Source organism: Lactiplantibacillus dongliensis (assembly GCF_005405105.1).
Classification (GTDB): domain Bacteria; phylum Bacillota; class Bacilli; order Lactobacillales; family Lactobacillaceae; genus Lactiplantibacillus; species Lactiplantibacillus dongliensis.
The window spans coordinates 18,449-37,379 of record NZ_BJDK01000009.1 but is presented as its reverse complement, the minus strand read 5'-3'; the positions used below and the strand labels follow the sequence as shown (position 1 = coordinate 37,379).

Sequence of the window (18,931 nt, the reverse complement as noted above, 5' to 3'; positions counted from 1 at the left end):
GGGAGTTGGCGATAATGATAGCCAAAATAAGTCGCAACTTAAAATTTCTTTAATAAGTTCCGGTACCGCTGAGCTTACAAAAAAAGACTCGTATTCGGCTGGAAATACGAGTCTTTACATTAACGGCCAATTTGATTCATGTACTGACGGCCTTTATATTCATAACTGTAATTGTGCTTTAATTTTTGATGCGTATAAACACTAAAGTAACCCATGTTGAAATACGATTTCATAACACGGTGACCCTTTATTTTTTTAGATGACAACCAAAAAGAACCTAGATATTGGTAATCAGACTTAAATTTACCGTTAAAGATATAATTGGTGCCGCCATATCCCTTTAAGCCATAGCCAGCCCCTTGACCTTTTTTACTACGCTTTACATATAGTTTATGCCACGATTTCTTGTAGGGCGTATACAAAGTCTTACCATTCCGCTTAAACGCATGTTTAGTAATCACAATCTTTTCCCACTTATGGTGACCCTGGTATTGATACCAAGTTCCCCGTAATTCGGTTGGTGTTGGCATACTTAGCACTCGCCGTCATAGTCATGCTAGTGCCAAGTATTAATCCTAAAACACCCAACAACGTCATCCATAATAACTGTCGTCGTTTCATTTTCCCATCTCCAAAGTTAATTAGTTCAACTACATTAACCATAATAGAACACTTGACGATTAACTGAAACCCACGATTCAAAAAAACTTTTATGCTATTAATCAAACAAACTACTGAGCAACCTCCAGATGTCGTCAAGTTCTTATAGATAGTGCTAAGTGAAAAACGCCATGACCTATGAAAAAACTCTCATCAATTGTTCCCTGCTACAACGAACAAGAATCCGTTCCATCGTTTTATCCAGTCGTCAAAAATCTATGACCAACAAACATTACTATCATTTTAATACTTGGTGGCTTACGGCTATTCCACATTGGGATCGTTGACAAACACATCGGTAAACAGTTTCTGGAAGAAGCACGATGAAGCGTAAAAGCCCCGACCGAAGTTTATTTATCGGTCGGGACTTTGTAGGTAACAATTAATTTTCAGATTTCGAATTCGTAACGCTTGTATCAGCCATCAATTGTTCAATCATTGGAACGGTCGGTGTCGTTTGTGTCAACCTTGGAATATGCGTCGTAATCCAATCAAGATCACGCTGCCACCACGCTAATTTCTCAAGGGCCCGAATAACTTCTGGGGCAAAACGTGGTCGAATCACCTGTGCTGGATTACCGCCAACAATCGTATACGGTGCGACATCTTTTGTCACCGTACTGTTCGCACCAATAATCGCTCCATCACCGATCGTGACTCCTGGCAAAACCGTCACATGCTGACCGAACCAGACATCGTTGCCCACAACCGTATTGCCTTTAAACGGTAAATCAGTTAATTCGGGCGTGAAGGCCTGCCAATCACCACCTAAAATATTGAACGGATACGTTGAGATACCATGCATCACATGGTTGGCACCATTCATAATAAACTCAATGCCGCTCGCAATTGAGCAAAACTTACCGATAATCAACTTGTCACCTAGAAATTCATAATGGTGCGTGACATGTGATTCAAAGTCAGTCGGATTAATCGGATCATCATAATAAGTATAATCGCCAACTTCGATATTCGGTCGCTTAATCACGTTCTTGACGAAGACCACTTCTTTAATTGCTGAGTTCGGATAGATTGCGTTTACTGCTGGTATTGTCATTTGACCACCCCTTTTTAAGCTATTATAACTTAAAGGTGTACTTGTCGGACACTCAGTTTACCAAGGCTGATTCGTCGGTCCAACCGTCAATTCACTAACTGTGGTATCGGCTGGCTGATCAATCACAAAAGCCACCAAGTTTGCCACCCGTTCAGGCGCAATCTGATAGTGATCATACAAATCAGCGGTTCCTTTTGCCACATCTTGATCGGTAATGGTTTCTAATAGTTCCGACTTAATTGCTGCCGGATAAATGGTGGTCGTCCGAATGTTGCTGGTCTCTTGTGCAGCTTCCATGCGCAGCACTTCCATCAAGTCGCGGACCGCCCATTTGGTTGCACCGTACACGGCACCGCCAGGATAAGCTTTTAAGCCTGCCACCGAAGACGTCGTAATTATTTGGCCAACCTTTTGGGCTTTAAAGGTCGGTAAACTAGCCGCAATCCCATTTAAAACACCTTTTAAGTTCACATCGACCATACGATTCCATTCATCCGTTTTTAAAGCGGATAAAGGCGAATTCGGCATCAAGCCAGCATTAAAAAATAACACATCAACTCGACCATACGTTGCCTTAGCAAATTCAATCAAACGCTGATTGTCAGTTGGTGAGACCACATCAGTTACTTGATAGACTGCTTGGCCGCCAAGTCGTTCAATCCGTTCGACTAATCGCTTTAGCTTATCAGCACGACGAGCAGCTAACACAACTTTAGCCCCTTGACTCGCTAATTGGATGGCGGTTGCCGCCCCAATTCCACTGGAAGCGCCGGTAATAACAACGACTTTATCTTTAATCATTTTAATAACCTCTTTAATTTAGACTTAATGACAAGACCAAGTATAGTAACTGGCTTGTATCATGTCTAATGCTTATGTAAAATAGCAATATATACAGTTTAACTATATTGGAGGCTACATCATGGAACTGCGAGTCTTATCTTATTTTTTAGCGGTGGTTCAAGCAAAGAACATTAGCCGAGCCGCTCGCCAGTTACATGTCTCCCAACCGACCGTTTCACGGCAGTTACAAGATTTGGAAGATGAATTAGGGGTTAGCTTATTCGAGCGTGGTAGTCGTGAGATTATCTTAACACCAGATGGTCAATACTTAACCCACCAAGCAGAACAGATCACCGACTTAGTTGACAAGACATTATCCAACATTCACCGCGCCAAAACTATTAGTGGCACCGTTGTCATTGGCAGTGGCGAAGCTCAAATGATGCGGACCGTGGCCCGTACGATCAACACGTTAAAACACGATCATCCTGGCGTCCAAGTCAACTTATATAGTACCAATGGCGATACCGTCACCGAACGGCTTCAAACCGGTGTCTTTGACTTTGGCATTGTGATGTCACCTTTAATGTCCGACCGTTACGACTTCATCCGCCTACCTGGTGTGAGTCGCTGGGGCGTCTTAGTCCCCCGCAGTTCAACGATAGCCAGTCATTCCACAATTGACGCCGCGACTCTAACTAAGCTGGACTTAATCGTGCCCCAACAAAAGGGTGTGAACACCTTATTTGAGGATTGGCTCGGACACAGTACCGCTAACTTTAAAGTCGTGTCCACCTACAATTTGCTTTATAATGCTTCGATGTTAGTTTCAGCCGGCGTTGGCGCCGCTTTGTGTCTGGATGGTATCATTAATACCGATCACACTGCTTTAACCTTTGTCCCATTGGCCCCTGGTCTGGTATCAACTGCCAGCTTAGTTTGGCTGAAAGGCCGCCCTTTATCGGCTGCGGCCAACGCCTTTTTAAAACAACTAACTACTGATATTTCATTAGTGACTAGTGAAAGCGATACAAAATAATTGTTGTTAAACATAATTAATCAATTTGTAACCTCTAATAGGAACGCCTATAATAAGGCTATCTATGAGGGGGGAGTTATCATGTTAAAAGATCCAAAAGCTGAAACATTATTAACACAACTTAGTGCCGTCTATGGGGATTCTGAAGTACAACAATATCCAGACTTACAGGCACAAATTCTGAGTTATGCCACGCAACTACAAAAAGATGAAAATTATCAGCTGGTTGCTACGCAGGTTAACCGCTACTTATCACGATTTACACTCGCTCACAAATTAGCGGTACCCGCTACAGTAACTAAGTTATTCCAAGCAACGACCAATACTGCCAAAGCTTATGAAGGGGTTGCTACAGCAACGTTCCTATCACAAGTTTGGTTCTAAACTAATTTAAGACCGGTCAATCCAACAAAATGGACTGACCGGTCTTTTTGATATTAGCTTGTATAACTGGCGGCTTTAACCGGCACCTGGCTCGACCGAACAACTTGATAGTCCGTGACCCCATAATGTGGATTAACCGTAACTTTTACAAACTCCCCACGCCGAAGTGGTCCCGGGTTATCTGGGAACGTTTTAAACGCCACTGCCCGCACTTGTCCTTGCGCATTGGCGGCTTGCCCCTGATAACGGTGCCCGGTAATCGTCATGCCAACCGGTTTCGTTAACGCAACGGTTCCCGCTGAACGCTTAATCCGTAAATAATAAGCTTCGCCGCCATAACGATAGACCTCCCAACTAGCATCAACCGCAATGACCAAGACCAAGGTAAGTAACAAACACACTCCTAAATGCTGAATAACGAAATTTAAAGCTCGCTTTGCCATACCCGACATCTCCCAACTAATCTAATACTTAAAGTTTACCTTTCGATTGTTGAGACCCAGTCGTATTCTTGTAAAGTCTTGATAAATAGTTTGTAAATTGTCTTGTTAATCGCCTAATAAAATTAGAAAGCAATTAAAAATCCATACTAAACTTGTTGTATAATAAATGCTATCTTAACAAAAAGAGGCCTTGCTGATGATTACCATGAGACGTTTTCAACCAACTGATGCAGCACAGGTGGCCCAATTAGTTGCCACAACCCTTAGGCAGTCAAACCGCCAAGATTATTCAGCCACTTACTTACAAACAGAGATTGATCGCATGTCACCCACCTTCTTTATTGAAAAAGCCCAACAAACCCACTTCTATGTGGCTTGTGACCAAACCAAACTAGTTGGTACCGGAGCCATTGGATCTTATTGGGGTAGCACCACCGAATATTCTTTATTCACTATTTTTGTGTTACCTACTTACCAAGGTCGTGGGATTGGGCGACAAATTATCGAAACCTTGGAACAAGACGCCTACTTCAAAAAAGCCCAACGCGTTGAAATTCCAGCATCAATCACCGCCGTTAATTTTTATCAACACCTTGGCTACCACTTTAAAGATCAGAACCAACAAGTGGACGATGAGCAACTCTATCGCCTAGAAAAGTTTCCACAAAATTAAATGACACTGGAGATATTAACATGGCCCAAGCTTTAATCATCATTGATATGCAACAAGCCTTAGCTGACCTTGATCATCGAGATCAGGTTGTAGCTACTATCAATCAACGAATTGACCAATATCGAGCCGCCCAACAACCAATTATTTTCATTCAACATACTGAACCAGGCATGGCCGTGGGTAGTCCAAACTGGCAGTTATTTACTGACCTACATTATGATGATAACGATACTTACTACATCAAGACCCAGCCAGATGCTTTCTATCAGACTGGTTTAGCCGCTTACCTTAAAATGAATCATCTAAACCATATCGAAATTTGCGGCGCTCAAGTTGAATATTGTGTAGACACGACCGTTCGTGTGGCCTTTCATCTTGGCTTTCAGATTGATCTCTTAATGGATGGGATTACGACGACGGCTAGTGCGACGTTATCCGCGGCGCAGATCAAGCAACATCATGCCCAGATTTGGCATCATCGTTTTGGTGAATTCGTTACCGTCAAAACACCTTTAGTTAACGAGCCATAGCTTATGGATGGCCAGCTTTTGCAATCGTTTTCAAATCCGTCTATACTAAAAATGATGAAACGATTTATTTGTATCTAACCAATTGGGAGGCTTTACTATGACAGTCGCAATTCGTTATCAAACTCGTAATGGCAATACTAAGGCGTTCGCCGAACAAATTTCCGCCGTCGCTGGCGTGCCAGCCGAGCAAGTACCAGCTGACCTTGAACCAGTCGATCTACTCTTTATGGGTGGTGGGACCTACTTCATGCGTCCGGACAAGGCCGCTTCTAAGTTTATGGAAACTTTAGATAGCAATAAAGTTAAAAAGATTGCCCTTTTCACAACTTCTGGTGGTCCTGAGACCCCGACCGACAAAGCTTTAACTAAAATTGCCGAGTCAAAAGGAATCCAAGTTATTGGCCACTTCCATCAATTAATGGGTGGTAAAGGGATGAAGTTGTTAGGTTCCAGTGGTGGCAATTTAAAACCAGCCCAAATTGATGAAGTTAAGCAATTTGCTACCGAGATGTTGACTAAACAATAGCCGTACTCAAAAGTCTGGATGGATTGTCCTGCTTTTTTGATTAGTTAGACTAATCACCACAAGTGACCACTATATGAAGAGACTAAAAAGATAGGCTTAACCAATTAACCGTTAAGCCTATCTTTTCGATTCTTTATCAAGTCAACTTTAATCTTTTTTCCGAGTTTTCCCTAGACCAAACAATCCAATCAAAACTGCCCCCAGAACACCTAAATCTAATGGCCAACGATTCTGTTGATCATTCGTTACAGGTAACTTTGACGCACTTGTAGCCACTTTGTTTGGCGTAACACGATCGGATAATTGTGTCTTATTTTCACGCAATCGAACCGTCTCTTTGGCGTAAGTCGCTGCTTGTGACACGCTCGCAATAGACCGGTTTTGCCGTTTAACTGGCTGAACAGAAGTTGGTGTTACTGAACGTTTCACTGTCCCCGATGGCCGTTGTGGCTTATTTATTATTGGGGAACTTGGCTCACTTGGAGTCACCGGTACAATTGGAACTACTATCGGCGCTTCACCAGACGCTGCGGGTGCGACTGTAGCTAGATATGTCACCTGCACCACGATGGGGTTAGTACCTTGATAGTGACTATCAATCAGCTGAGCATCGACTTGGGGACGACTGGGCTGCTGATAGCCCGCAATAACTGGACTAGTAACGGTTGCCAAAGTCTGATTGCCGACTGCCACCCAAGCTTGGGCGGCCACCGTCGTATCCACTTGCCCATCTCCAGTCAAATCATAGCCTAAAAGCTGACCGTTAACTTGATCAATCAGTGCCATTCGTTTATAGGTTACCGTTTGAACAACTGGACTAGTCAGCGACTGGCCAGTTAACTGATCAATGTAATTAATCGTTCTAGTCACGGTCCGTTGTGTTGGCACTGACTTCGTCAAATGACCATAAGTGACAATTACCTTACTTGACTTATTCGTTGTCGTGACAGCTTGTTGTGCAACTTGAGACAATGACGGCATCCGATACCCATGAGCAGTTAAGTTAGGACTTGTCACGGTTTCAAAATACGGTCTTCCTTGAACTACCCACGCGGTTGCGGCATCGGTCGTATCGACCTTGCCATCACCAGTTGTATCATAACCAGTGACGGTGCCAGTAACCAAATCAATTAACTTAGTCCGTTGATAGGTCACTGTTTGGGTCACTGCCGGCGCCAAGGTTACGCCAGTTTGTTGATCAACGTAAACAATCACACGCTTAACTGCCTGCGTCTCAGCTAATGATTGACTAGCATGCGCATAAGTCACCGCAACCGTTTGATTGGCAGCTGTTCCCGTTAAAATTTCGGCTGGAACTTTCGTTTGTGACGCTGATAAATAGCCTTGCTGACTCAAATCAGGACTTACCACGGCCGGGACCTTAGTATTGCCCTGTGGCACCCAAGCCGCATCGGCATCAGTTGTATCAACTTTGCCATCACCGTCCGTATCATAGCCTAAAAGCTGGCCACTAACGTCATCAATCACTTTAGTTTGTGTATAAGTAATGATTTGCGTCACACTTGGGGCTAGCACTGCCCCCGACTGCGCATCTAAATAGTTAATCACCCGCTGAACCGGATGCGTCGCAGAACTGGCTGTAGAAGCATGCGCATAAGTCACGGTTACACTAGTGTCCGTTGCAGTCCCAGTTACGTCAGCCGCATCAACAGTTGCTTGTGAAGGTGCTAAATAACCTCTAGCACTTAAATCCGGACTAGTTACTGCTGAAATCGTTGAACTAGCTGTCGGAACCCAAGCCTCATCCGCAACTGTCGTATCTGGCTGACCATCACCAGTCGTATCATAACCAACGAATTGATCATCAGTGGTATCGGTATCGAATAACTTCGTCCGTGTAAACGTGACTGCCTGTGTAACCGTTGGAATGACACTAGCATTCGTTTGCGCATCGACATAATTAATCATCCGTGTAACCGTTTTAGATTCTGGTTCAGAGCGCGTATTCAACTTCCAAACGTACGTATCAGCCATAGTTGAACCATCATAGTTAGCCATTAAATCAGCTGAATTGTACTTATACTGCCCCGCTGGCTTCGCAATCGTCCCCGTACCAACGTTTTGCCAATAGTGACCTGGTACTGTAGGATCTGCTAACTGTGCTTGGGTCAATCCCTTCGCCTTAGATCCTAAAACTAAAACCTGCAAATTGGGCATATCACTAAGCATGCCACCAAGATAACCACCAAATTGGGGTACATTCGTCGTATCAAGGCTAGAAATATTTAACGTTGTCAATGCTTCATCTTCATCAAACATCCCCGCGTAAGCTTGACCACTACTCATGTCAAAGGTTGATAAATCAAGCGAAACTAACGCCGAATCATCCTCAAACATCGCACTAAAAACCGTCACTTTACTCGTATCAAATCCTGAAATGTCGAATGATTGCATGGCAACGTCAGCAATAAAGAGATTTTCCATATCGGTGACATTACTAGTGTTAAAATTTGATAAATCAAGATCAGTAATTAAATAATCCCAACCAAATAGTGAATTCATGCTCGTCACTTGACTGGTATCTAGATTTGGAAGGCCTTCAATTTGTGTCATATTAACTAGCCCAGCAAATAAATAGTCCAACTTCTGTTTAGCAACAATTGGCCCCGTCAATTTAACTAGCTTAACTTTTTCTAAATCTGCATTCCATGGAATATCCGGTATACCGGCATAATCCATGCGCCAGCCAGTTGGACTATCGATTGTCCCCGCACTCAACGATAACGTGCCCACATCATCAAGTGACCAAGTCACATCACTATTGTCAATCGTCCCAGAGTCAACCACTTGAGGTAACGCCGCCAATCTCGACATTCGCCGTGTCGCTGCTGTTTTAATGCCCATTAACAGCGCATCAGTAGCGATTGTGGCTGGGGATTTTACGCTTAACTGACTCGACAAAACAGTTGACTGCTTAACGTTAAGCGTTGTTAGTTGACTGGTTTGAAGACTTGTCGTATCCGCAAGCTGGTCCTGATTAGAGACACGATTATTTTGGGAGGCAACCACAGCCGACTGATGATTAGTGTCCGTGGTAGTGACGCCCTTAGGCTGTGGCTCGCTCACGATTGCTGATGACTTAATGGTTGTCGTCTTACTTGATTGGCTCGCCGCCGATATTCCAGACTGGCTAGCTTGATTGATCGTTTCACCGGGACTACTACTTACTACCGATGAGGCGCTCGACTGTGTTTGACTATCAGCTGAAGTTCCTTGGCTACCGGTCGAACTATTAGCAACTGATTTAGCACTACTTGCTGATGTGGCTGATGTCGTCTTTGGACTGTTCGATGGCAATACGACTTGTTTTGTCGAACTAACTGATACAGTCGTCGGTTTAACTTCTGAATCAGTCTCAGAACCACTTTGATCAGTAGCCGCTTGTGCTTTAACCTGACCGATTTGAAGCGCCAATAATGCCAAACTCGCAAAGACCCAAAAACGCCCCTTTTTATACATCTTATAATGTTGTTCCGATCGCACCCTAATCGCTCTCCCCAAATCAATGTCAATTTTGTTAGACTTTTCATAATTAATTATAGGCTTCCCAAATCACTGACACAATGTTAGGTGTTGAACAATCTAATTAGTATGTGCTACTACATAGACGACAACCACCGCTAATAGCAGCGCGATACTAGCAACCACGCAAATCCCGCTAAATCCAATAGTTGTATATAACAACCCACCTAATACTGAGCTTAAAGTTAATCCTAAATATAAAAACGAACTATTGAACGCCATTACGGTTGATCGTTGTGATGGGATTAAGTTCACCACCGCCGTATTTAGTGCCGTTACACCAAAACCTTGAACAAATGCTAACAAAACTAAACAAATTGCCAGCAAGACCATCCTTTGGTGATTGAACCCCAAACTAACAATGAATAGTGCCGAAAGACCACCATTAAGTTGAACGGCACGCAGAGCTCCAAGCTTCACTGATACATAGCCGCTTAAAAAGCTCGCTACAAAATTACTGAAACCATAAATACTGAACAAACTACCAACTTGAAACGAACTAAGCCCAAACTGATGAGCCGCGTAAATACCTAAAAATGTATATACCAAATAAAATCCTAACATCCAAACTAAAGTCGTTGTTAAGATCAAACTAGTCCGTCGCACTTTAAAAATCAGTTTAAATGAGTGCAAATATGTTAATCGTTGCGGTTTAACTATCAGTTGACTAGTCGGCACGACGAACCACAAACCGATTAAGGTGCCAATCGCTAAAACAGCTGATATCCAAAATACTAAATGCCAATTAGCCAATTGAGCCAACCCTGCACCCAATGGCACTCCGATGGCAATCGACAACGACAAGGCTGACATCGTTATGCCCATAATTAAGTTTAGCTGTTGCCCATGGAACGTTTGACCAATTAAGGCCCAGATATTTGGTAGCGTCAGCGCGGCACCAATCCCAGCAAAGGCGCGAAAAACATAAAAGCTCATGATATTAACAGCTAGCGCGCAACCTAAACTACCGATTAAGAAGGATCCAATACCAATCAACAACAAGCGTTTGCGTGAATAACGATCACCAAACGGGCCTAATAATGGTGCCCCAATAGCATAACAACACGCATAGATTGACACTGAAAACACCGCTTGGCTGACCGTGATTTGAAAACTACGTTCAATAGCCGGTAACAATGGCGCAATAATAAACGAATCTGCCCCAATCACGAAAACAATTAAAAATAATCCACTCACTAATAACTTGACCTTTAAGCCCATAATCAACCCCCCCATTAATGCCAATCTTAACGGAAGCTGCCACAAACACAATACGGGAATTTAATGATACTTGGTACTAGCAATTACCCTTACTAACCAATCGTCCTAAGCAGTCAAAATAAACTGAATCAGTTATAATTTGGGCTAAATTCAATCGAAGAAGGTTTTAATGATGGATGCAGTGACTCAGCAAACCCGCCACGGCGAAGTTTGTCCTTTAGACACTACCTTGCAACTCTTAGCCGGTAAATGGAAGTCGATTATTCTCTGCCGCTTGATGCAACACGAATTAAGATATACACAACTCTTAAAGACGTTACCCGGCTGTACTCGTCGCATGTTGTCATTGCAATTGGCTCAATTAGAGGCGGATCAGATTATTCAAAAGCAAATTGATGCCAGTTATGTGCCAATTAAGACTAGCTACCGCTTGACCCCATTAGGTAAAAGTCTGGTACCAATTATCAAACTAATGGACCAATGGGGTGAACACTATATTCAGACCGTAACGATGCCCGAAAATTAGCAACAGCCCTAATGCCAATTATTGGCATTAGGGCTGTTTTGGTATGCTCAATCAATTAAACGTTTCACGAAGTAAACGGTGGTGACCCCTTTAAACGGCAGGTCGGCCACTTTACCGTAAATTTGAAACCCACATTTCAAGTAGAAATCGACCGCTTGATAATCACGCGTCGACAGCGTAATGGTTAACACCTGTTGCTCACGCGCCCAAGCTTCTGCAGCCTGAACGAGTTGCGTTCCTAACCGATGCCCGCGATAAGTCGGGGAAACAGCCAAGCGACTAATATAGACATGGTCGTATCGCCGATTCATCAATAAACCGCCGACTAACTGACCCTCATCATCATAAGCTCCAATGGCGACATCCTCACTAATTTGTCGCTGGTAATCAATCTGATGATCTGCAAGTTGCTGCTTAAACAGTTTAGATAGATACGTGTCGAGTTCTGTTGGTGCTAGTCTTGCTAATTTAGTCATAGGCTTACCTCCCGTTGAATTACTGATTTGTTATGATTATTATATCGATAACATTCACAACTGAAAAGGGTTACAACTCATCAATTAACTCAACCAGAAATTTATCTTAATCCAAATTCACGACACGTTCAGCTGCCAAGTGCCATGACCAAATGACGCCCAAGAATGACAAGACCGCAGTTCCCAGCATCGTTGCCTGAAAACCATTACTAAAAGTCGTGCCCTGACATTGGTAAAAAATCATCACTGCTACCGTCGTACCCAATGCCCCGCCTAATAAGCGAAAGACATTATAAACACCCGCAGCTTTGCCAATCATCACTCGCGGTACTGCTCCCAGCACTGCTTTTTGCAACGCTGGCCCCGCCATCGACAAACCGACGCCCGCAATCATTAAGGGTAAGACGAGCCAAAGATAACTTTGATGGACTAACAACGCAATCGACAGGTAGCCGACGCCTTGTAATACCAAGCCTAAAGTTGCCACCCAACGATCTCCAAAACGATCAACCGCGCGCCCAGCAAACGGTGCCACGACCACTAATGTTCCAGTCCAAGGTAACAGCGCTAATCCGGCCGTTAATGCGGTGGCTCGTTGACTAACCTGCAAATATTGTGGCAAAAAGAAGACGACACCATACATCGATCCATACAGACAGGCCGTCGCTAGATTTCCCCCGGTAAACGTTGGATTATGAAAAAGGGTCAGTGGCAACATCGGTAAAGGGTCAACTGACTGCCGATAAATAAACCCAATCCCACAGCCCACACTAATGAGTCCAATTACTGCCACCAGGCCAAGTTGGCTCGTACCGGTAACACTTGTCGAGGCCGACAATGCCCAAACTAGTCCGGCCATCGCCATAATAAGTAACAAATTATCAATCAACTTGATTGGCTCGTTTTGCCCATGACTTTCCGGTAACCGGTGTTGTGATAACCCAATTGCCATGATTCCGACGGGCACATTCAGCCAAAAGATCCACTGCCAAGTCAGTTGGGCCACAATCAAGCCGCCAAGTGATGGCCCAACAATTAACGCTAACCCACCAATACCACTCCATATGCCCAATGCGCGGCCTCGCTGGTTAGCTGGCACGGCATTGGTCAAAATTGCCATTGACATCGGCGTCATGACTGAAGCACCCAGCCCTTCGACAATTCGGGCCGCAATTAACCACTCGATGTTATTGGCCAGCGCACAGAGTACTGACCCAATCGTAAAAATGAAGATCCCCCAATTGTAGATTTTCCGGCGACCCCAACGTTCACCTAAAGCCACGCCAACTAATAAAACAGCAGCGATAGTAATATTGTACGCATTCAATGCCCATTGCAACAGTCCAACCGAAATTTGGAACTCCGTGCGAATCGCGGTTGAAGCAGTGGTCACTATCATCGCATCCATCATTGCCATAAAAAAGCCCAATGATGTTAAACCTAGTACCCACCTATCTTTAACGGTTTCCTCGGTCATGCTTACATCCCCCTAGTGGTTTAAATAGTTCAAATGTTTTTGAACTATTTAAACATAGCATTGCCTTTAGCCACTGACAAGGACTAAAACAAAAAAGAGCCAATCTTGATGATTGCCTCCTCATTGGTCTAATGCCCTATAAGTTTTGCCAGAAATGTATTAAATAGTGATCAAAAGTTACACGGTCTAATTTCACAAATTTTTCACGGCCTACCTTACGTACCGTAATCAAACCGGCCTCCTGCAAAATCTTAAAATGATAAGACCCCGACGTCTTACTAATCTGCATCGCTTGCCCAATCTCGCCACAAGAAAGCGCCTGGTCATGTTGCCTCAAATACCGGATAATCGCTAAACGAATTGGATCGGCCAGCGCTTTGAATACGTTAATACTAGCTTCAGTTGCCTGTGTTTGTTTTTTCATATCTCTTATCCTACTAGAAATAAACTTTTACGCAAGTATCTGACCTAAGCTTTGCCAACCGGCGTCCGATCAATAATTGGTATCGATATCAACCCAATTGGTCGTAAACTCCACTCGAATCACCACCCGTAATAATAGCGCGCTCCCTTGCTTGCCTCATCATAATTACTTAAAAGCTGGTTGTAAGCCGACTGCGACCATTTTTTCCTCCCCACAGATTAGTAGGCTGCAGTTTATTGAGAATTCGATACACTGATCTTGTAAATATAAGAACCATCCACTATCAAAATAAATAGAAACACCATAATACCTGTAGCAGCAGGCCATTCGACAATTGACCACCAGCTATCGTACATCTGCGTCTGGGTATAATCTGACGCTTTCAGAATTGGTATAAACAGTAATGCGTTCCCGATGACGCCCTGAATAAAGACTATTAAGCCATAAATTCCCGCCTCAACACCCTTTTCATGCAACAAGTCTTTCAAAGACAACCCAATAATCTGTAATTGACGGCTACTAGCCGTTCGCTCAGGTCTTGAAATAATCGTCAACGAAATGGTATTGGCTAAGATAATCAAAAATGGCGCACCGAGAAAGAGAATGAGCGTCCCTATAATTTCAGACAAATTCCGCTTGTTAGCAACATTAGCTAAATCAACAATCATATACATAAAGTATGAAGATACCAGCGAGAAAATAAATAGCGGCATGGTCACCGATCGTAAAAAATCTGTTTTGCGCAATACATGCCAATAGGCAATTTTGAACGTTTTAATAATTGTCGCTGGAAAAACGACAGCCAGGGCTTTAACTAACACCGGTAATATTAACCTTTCGGAAGCATGAGTTGCAATAATCATCGTGATAATCAAGCCTAATAAAGCCTGTGAATACGTATCTTCCAACGATTGACTACCAAACAGCATTAACAGATACTTTGGTTTTTGATAAAAAAGTGAATAGACGTAGCTTAAGCTCCCACAGGTTATCACACACCAAAACCAACCAATTAGAGACAGACCAAATTTTCGCTTTTTAGTTAAGCAACGCCGTTGATGTCCATTAGTAAAGGTTCGCTTTCCATTGATGAACCCAATAACACCAGTAAAGGTACCCAGAAGTAAGATTGTTAAAATTAATGAACTTAATTGTAGTTTCATATTAATCGCTGGAAATTCACGCATTCCGCGAGTAGTTATGACCCAAGCATAGTACTTATCAACCATTGGAAGTGACAAAAAATAGCCTAGGCAACCACCTACCATGCCAGCTAAACTCATTTGACCCCCAATCAGTAAGGCCAATTGGTTCGGCTTAGCACCTAGTATCGCCCACAATCTATAGTCATCTTTGAACTTGTCGATCAAAAGCCTAATCACACCACTTATGACTAATACTAAAGTGATTAGGCCAAAAACAGCTGGCATGGCAAAAAAGTCGACGGGATTAAAGTTACCATGATCTAAATGCACACTAATCGTAGAGACGGCACCAATTAACGTAAATCCTAAAACAAGACCCGCCGCAGTCAAAACAACTAACGAACCGACCCATGCTTTCCAAGTATAGCGAAGCTGCCAAACTACTAGCGCTAACATTTTGCTCACCCTTTCCCTATCGCTGCAAGAATTTCGGTAGCGTCGGGGTTAGTAAGCGTCTTTATAAGTTGACCATCCTTTAATACAAGCGCTCTATCTGTCCTAGCTGCCAAGTCTACGTCATGAGTAACCATGATTACACAGGCACCGTTATCAGCGAGCTTCCGCAGACGGTCAAAGATTATCTCCTTAGCCTTCGCATCTACCGCACCAGTAGGTTCATCCGCAAAAATAATTCTTGCTCGCGTTACCAAGACGCGAGCAATCGCCACCTTCTGCTGCTCACCACCAGACAAAGTTCCCACAAAACTAGTCAATTTAGCAGTAAAATTCAAACTTTTTAATAATCGTTCGACGCTTGGTCTATCAATCTTAATACCAGACAAACGTAACGGGAGTACGACATTTTCAAACACTGGTAAAGCGGGTACAAGATTGTATGACTGAAAAATAAAGCCAAGCTTTGTTCGACGCATCTTGGCAGTCTTTGATGGTGACAATTGATAGGGATCGATAGCATCAAGTTTTACTGAACCTTGGGTCGGATTCAAAAGTCCTGACATACATCGAAGCAAGGTCGATTTACCACTACCTGACGGACCAACAATACTGATAAACTCATTTGAACAGGCCAAAAATGAAATGTTTTTCAAGACACTAATCGATTTTCCTTTGCCTAAGTTAAAATTCTTTGAGAGTTCTTGTACAGCTATCACGTTTTCATTCATCACACTAATCCTCCAACACGCTCAACTCACTTTTACATCTAAGTATTGCCCATCTTTCAAAAAACATGCCAAGTTTACCCACACTTTAAGCCGCTTATCTTGGCACCACCTCATACACAATTTCGTTTAAGTTGTAACGATAGTATGTCCGCAAAAGATGCCCAGCATAAATAATCAATTGCTTGATAATAGGCAATGCCACTAACGCCACAGTTAACATCACCAGACTAGCTAATAAGCGGCTAATGGTGAACGGTTCAACTTGTTGTATACTTTGCCAAAGAACCACGATTGGCGCAATTAGACCTGAAACTGCTAATCCCAAAATTCCCAGTTGTAACGGAATCAGTACCACTAATGCGACAACAAAGAATAAAAAATTAACAATTAAACTACCAATTAGAGCCAGTACATTAAATTTGTGCGCAACGAGGCGCTCTTCTCCGAAAAAAAACGCCGCGTTAACACCAAAAAGGTCGGAAAGATCCTGAATAGCCTTAACTGGTGGCACATGTTTATCGCTTTCCCAACGAGCGATGGTTTGCTGCGTGACATACAATCTTTCGGCAACTTGCTTTTGTGTTAATGCTAACTTTTCACGTTGCTGTTTAATTCTTTTGCCAATTGTGTCAGCCATCTTTACTTCCTCCTTAATTTCCACTTTAAGTAAACCACCGGACTGGTTATTTGGCTAACAATTTATTTGATGATTCCCGTTATACCAAGGATTCTCCCGTAAGACGTCTTACTGAGCTCCTCACAAGAAAAATCCTGGTCACATTGACTCAAATAACGAATAATCGTTAACCGACTATGATTGGCCTCGACAGATAAACTTTTAGCAGCATTTCGAACAAATCAAAAAGAACGATGAGATTAGTCACCGTTCCTTAACTTTAATTAGGCATATTATAAATAGTGTAGTAATTCTTACCGCCAACCTTGAAATGCGTATACTGCACTAATGATGTCCCCTTGCCATATGACGACAGCTTCTTTTGCCGAACAAGTTTCAACCGATATTGTGCCCGACCACGCTTAGCAACGCGTTTGTCAGGGACCCCTTTAACGTGATGCCGGTAATAGACTTTCTCAGTTCGACCGGTCCACTTTGTCTTGGTAATCTTCGCGGAACTATTTGGCTTTGGTTGCGTGCGGCTATTCCACTTCTTAAGGGCCGCAAAATGGGCCACATAGCCGTCCGTCGTGATGGTGAACCATGGGTCTTTACCCCAAGCTTGAGTCATTTTGCGTGTGAGCACACTGCCGGTTTCACGTGAGCCAATCGCCGTTTGTACTGGCATATACACTGGTGCCGCTATCGGTTTCAAATGAACCCTAGCGGTCGCACTAAAACTAGCTGTACCACCCGCATGTGCTTTCGGCCAAGTTCGTCGCAATTTATAATTTAAGTTCAAAAAGTTAATGTCGCCCGATTGAACTTGAACAGTCTGACCGGCCTGATTCGTTACTGGAATATAATTGGCCTCCGCCTGAACGACCGTGTTTTTTAGAATCGTCACTTTTTGATTGGTCCCATAAATATTGATTTTAAATGTTTTAGTCGCCCGAAAGTAACCTACCGTTACGCCATGAATAACCGTGGCTGACGCTGACTGAGTTATCCCGAATCCAACGGTCCCTAATGCTAAGGCAACTGTCCCTAAAATAACACCCTTTAATTTCATATTGATCCCCCTCAATTTACTGGTCAATCTTAATTAAAGTATACCATGATTTAACTAGACTACGATAAGCTCAACGCGGTCTAAAGGCACAAAACAAAGGCCCCTCCGTACCAGTTATTTTACTGAATTGAACATTTGCCCCAAAATTTATTTCTGCTTTTTTAATTCTTCACTCACATTAATTGTAGGCAATAAGAATCCTGGGTACTCGTTAGAAGCCATAGTCACATTTGAAATGATCGACCGCACGTACGGATATAGAATAGCCACTGCATTTTGCTTAATAAAGGTAGTAAGCCCAAAATCATCTTTATCATCCTCTGGAACATATTCAAATTTTCCTTGTAATGCTACAGTAGCTTCAAAAGGTAGCTTTGTACTTTCTAATGATCCTATAGATACTTTCAAATCAACTAAAATAAAGCCGTCCTGGATTTCATCGCTTTCATAAAAACTCGGTTTCAACGTGACTTGTTTATTAGCCTTGTTAAATTTTGAATTTTTCTGGTAACTAATTTCTTTGACAATATAATTTTTAAATTTTAAAACACTCATTAGGCTGCCTCACTTATTGACAATTTATTTGACTTCAAAGGCAAACTATAACCATCATCTGTCTCATTACTGTAACTCAATCCCGTATTCCAAGTCAGTTCAGTTTCCAGTGAGATTTCGCTCGCTATTTTCTTTATTTCATCAGGTTTATGCAAATCAGGTAGTTTTTTATGAATATTAAAATAATCTCTCAACATTTTCAAAATATTTTCTTGTTGGGGAGTTTGTACCCGTAGGTTATTTGTCAGCTGTGATAAGGTCGAAAGACCAAGATTTGTATAATCTGAAAAACTACGTAAAGTATGCCCCGATAAATCTATCAATTCTTTTATTTGCTCTGGAGATAGATAGCCTTTAACTTGTCTGTATGCAATAAAATCTCGTCTGTTATTAGCGGTAGGGTCATCAAAGTCCGACCATAATTCGCCGTCCTCATCTTGCCAATAATAATGCATCACATACAAGTCATCGCAGTCTTTTACTCGAACCTTTTTCAGTTTGCTCACACCGGTATACCATTCTTCACTTTCGTACTCCTCATTATAGAATTGCTTTCTTTCATTAACTTTAATCAAAAAAACACCTCCATTAGATCAA

21 protein-coding genes are annotated in these 18,931 nt (G+C 42.7%); 6 read left to right on the top strand and 15 right to left on the bottom strand.

The genetic code is table 11. From position 1 onward, the window contains the following. Positions 1-119: 119 nt before the first annotated feature. The 3 genes from FFM80_RS04585 to FFM80_RS04575 all read right to left on the bottom strand — a co-directional run bounded on the left by FFM80_RS04585 (position 120) and on the right by FFM80_RS04575 (position 2,518). On the bottom strand, positions 120-530 hold the full coding sequence (locus FFM80_RS04585) for a hypothetical protein (protein WP_137639726.1): 411 nt from the start codon (positions 528-530) through the stop codon (positions 120-122). A 512-nt stretch (positions 531-1,042) separates the two neighbouring features. Further along, positions 1,043-1,717, bottom strand: a complete 675-nt coding sequence (locus FFM80_RS04580; RefSeq protein WP_137639725.1) for a Vat family streptogramin A O-acetyltransferase — start codon at positions 1,715-1,717, stop codon at positions 1,043-1,045. A gap of 57 nt (positions 1,718-1,774) precedes the next feature. Beyond that, a complete protein-coding gene (locus tag FFM80_RS04575) occupies positions 1,775-2,518 on the bottom strand; it encodes an SDR family oxidoreductase (protein WP_137639724.1) in 744 nt (247 codons plus the stop codon). Between the two features lie 121 nt (positions 2,519-2,639). On the opposite strand from FFM80_RS04575, the gene FFM80_RS04570 reads away from it, so the two are divergent. Both FFM80_RS04570 and FFM80_RS04565 read left to right on the top strand, forming a co-directional pair. Continuing rightward, positions 2,640-3,539 carry a LysR family transcriptional regulator gene (locus FFM80_RS04570; RefSeq protein ID WP_137639723.1) on the top strand — a complete coding sequence of 300 codons (900 nt, stop codon included), beginning with the start codon at positions 2,640-2,642 and terminating at the stop codon, positions 3,537-3,539. Between the two features lie 81 nt (positions 3,540-3,620). Next, the gene (locus FFM80_RS04565) at positions 3,621-3,923 is read left to right on the top strand and encodes a bacteriocin immunity family protein (protein ID WP_137639722.1); all 303 of its coding nucleotides are present in this window, start codon (positions 3,621-3,623) and stop codon (positions 3,921-3,923) included. Positions 3,924-3,976: 53 nt separating this feature from the next. On the opposite strand, the gene FFM80_RS04560 is transcribed toward FFM80_RS04565, so the two are convergent. After that, positions 3,977-4,366: a YxeA family protein gene (locus FFM80_RS04560; RefSeq protein WP_171001033.1), complete on the bottom strand. Its 390-nt coding sequence runs from the start codon at positions 4,364-4,366 to the stop codon at positions 3,977-3,979. 196 nt (positions 4,367-4,562) lie between these two features. Between FFM80_RS04560 and FFM80_RS04555 the strand changes: the two genes are divergently transcribed. The 3 genes from FFM80_RS04555 (at position 4,563) to FFM80_RS04545 (ending at position 6,095) form a co-directional block, all read left to right on the top strand. Further along, complete coding sequence (locus FFM80_RS04555; RefSeq protein ID WP_137639720.1) at positions 4,563-5,039, top strand: GNAT family N-acetyltransferase; 477 nt, start codon at positions 4,563-4,565, stop codon at positions 5,037-5,039. A gap of 20 nt (positions 5,040-5,059) precedes the next feature. After that, positions 5,060-5,569, top strand: a complete 510-nt coding sequence (locus FFM80_RS04550) for an isochorismatase family protein (protein ID WP_137639719.1) — start codon at positions 5,060-5,062, stop codon at positions 5,567-5,569. 97 nt (positions 5,570-5,666) lie between these two features. Then, the gene (locus FFM80_RS04545; RefSeq protein WP_137639718.1) at positions 5,667-6,095 is read left to right on the top strand and encodes a flavodoxin family protein; all 429 of its coding nucleotides are present in this window, start codon (positions 5,667-5,669) and stop codon (positions 6,093-6,095) included. Between the two features lie 147 nt (positions 6,096-6,242). On the opposite strand, the gene FFM80_RS04540 is transcribed toward FFM80_RS04545, so the two are convergent. Together FFM80_RS04540 and FFM80_RS04535 are read right to left on the bottom strand one after the other, a co-directional pair. Further along, positions 6,243-9,599, bottom strand: a complete 3,357-nt coding sequence (locus FFM80_RS04540; protein ID WP_137639717.1) for a mucin-binding protein — start codon at positions 9,597-9,599, stop codon at positions 6,243-6,245. A gap of 99 nt (positions 9,600-9,698) precedes the next feature. After that, positions 9,699-10,859 carry an MFS transporter gene (locus tag FFM80_RS04535; protein ID WP_223877295.1) on the bottom strand — a complete coding sequence of 387 codons (1,161 nt, stop codon included), beginning with the start codon at positions 10,857-10,859 and terminating at the stop codon, positions 9,699-9,701. 172 nt (positions 10,860-11,031) lie between these two features. On the opposite strand from FFM80_RS04535, the gene FFM80_RS04530 reads away from it, so the two are divergent. Next, positions 11,032-11,385 carry a winged helix-turn-helix transcriptional regulator gene (locus FFM80_RS04530; RefSeq protein WP_137639715.1) on the top strand — a complete coding sequence of 118 codons (354 nt, stop codon included), beginning with the start codon at positions 11,032-11,034 and terminating at the stop codon, positions 11,383-11,385. Positions 11,386-11,432: 47 nt separating this feature from the next. Here FFM80_RS04530 and FFM80_RS04525 read toward each other — a convergent pair whose 3' ends face one another. The 9 genes from FFM80_RS04525 to FFM80_RS04485 all read right to left on the bottom strand — a co-directional run bounded on the left by FFM80_RS04525 (position 11,433) and on the right by FFM80_RS04485 (position 18,909). Next, on the bottom strand, positions 11,433-11,861 hold the full coding sequence (locus FFM80_RS04525) for a GNAT family N-acetyltransferase (RefSeq protein ID WP_137639714.1): 429 nt from the start codon (positions 11,859-11,861) through the stop codon (positions 11,433-11,435). A 106-nt stretch (positions 11,862-11,967) separates the two neighbouring features. Beyond that, positions 11,968-13,338, bottom strand: a complete 1,371-nt coding sequence (locus FFM80_RS04520; RefSeq protein ID WP_137639713.1) for an MFS transporter — start codon at positions 13,336-13,338, stop codon at positions 11,968-11,970. Positions 13,339-13,474: 136 nt separating this feature from the next. Next, on the bottom strand, positions 13,475-13,762 hold the full coding sequence (locus FFM80_RS04515; protein WP_137639712.1) for an ArsR/SmtB family transcription factor: 288 nt from the start codon (positions 13,760-13,762) through the stop codon (positions 13,475-13,477). Between the two features lie 233 nt (positions 13,763-13,995). Continuing rightward, a complete protein-coding gene (locus FFM80_RS04510) occupies positions 13,996-15,372 on the bottom strand; it encodes a hypothetical protein (protein ID WP_137639711.1) in 1,377 nt (458 codons plus the stop codon). Further along, positions 15,369-16,091: an ABC transporter ATP-binding protein gene (locus tag FFM80_RS04505; RefSeq protein ID WP_137639710.1), complete on the bottom strand. Its 723-nt coding sequence runs from the start codon at positions 16,089-16,091 to the stop codon at positions 15,369-15,371. Before FFM80_RS04505 ends, FFM80_RS04510 begins: the two co-directional genes overlap by 4 nt. Positions 16,092-16,185: 94 nt before the next feature. Next, entirely contained in the window at positions 16,186-16,728 is a 543-nt protein-coding gene (locus FFM80_RS04500) for a helix-turn-helix transcriptional regulator (protein ID WP_137639709.1), read from the bottom strand. Positions 16,729-16,987: 259 nt separating this feature from the next. Further along, a complete protein-coding gene (locus tag FFM80_RS04495) occupies positions 16,988-17,779 on the bottom strand; it encodes a hypothetical protein (protein WP_137639708.1) in 792 nt (263 codons plus the stop codon). A 147-nt stretch (positions 17,780-17,926) separates the two neighbouring features. Further along, entirely contained in the window at positions 17,927-18,334 is a 408-nt protein-coding gene (locus FFM80_RS04490; RefSeq protein WP_137639707.1) for a protein-export chaperone SecB, read from the bottom strand. Further along, positions 18,334-18,909, bottom strand: a complete 576-nt coding sequence (locus tag FFM80_RS04485; RefSeq protein WP_137639706.1) for a transcriptional regulator — start codon at positions 18,907-18,909, stop codon at positions 18,334-18,336. The genes FFM80_RS04490 and FFM80_RS04485 overlap by 1 nt, the downstream gene beginning before the upstream one ends. Positions 18,910-18,931 lie beyond the last annotated feature (22 nt).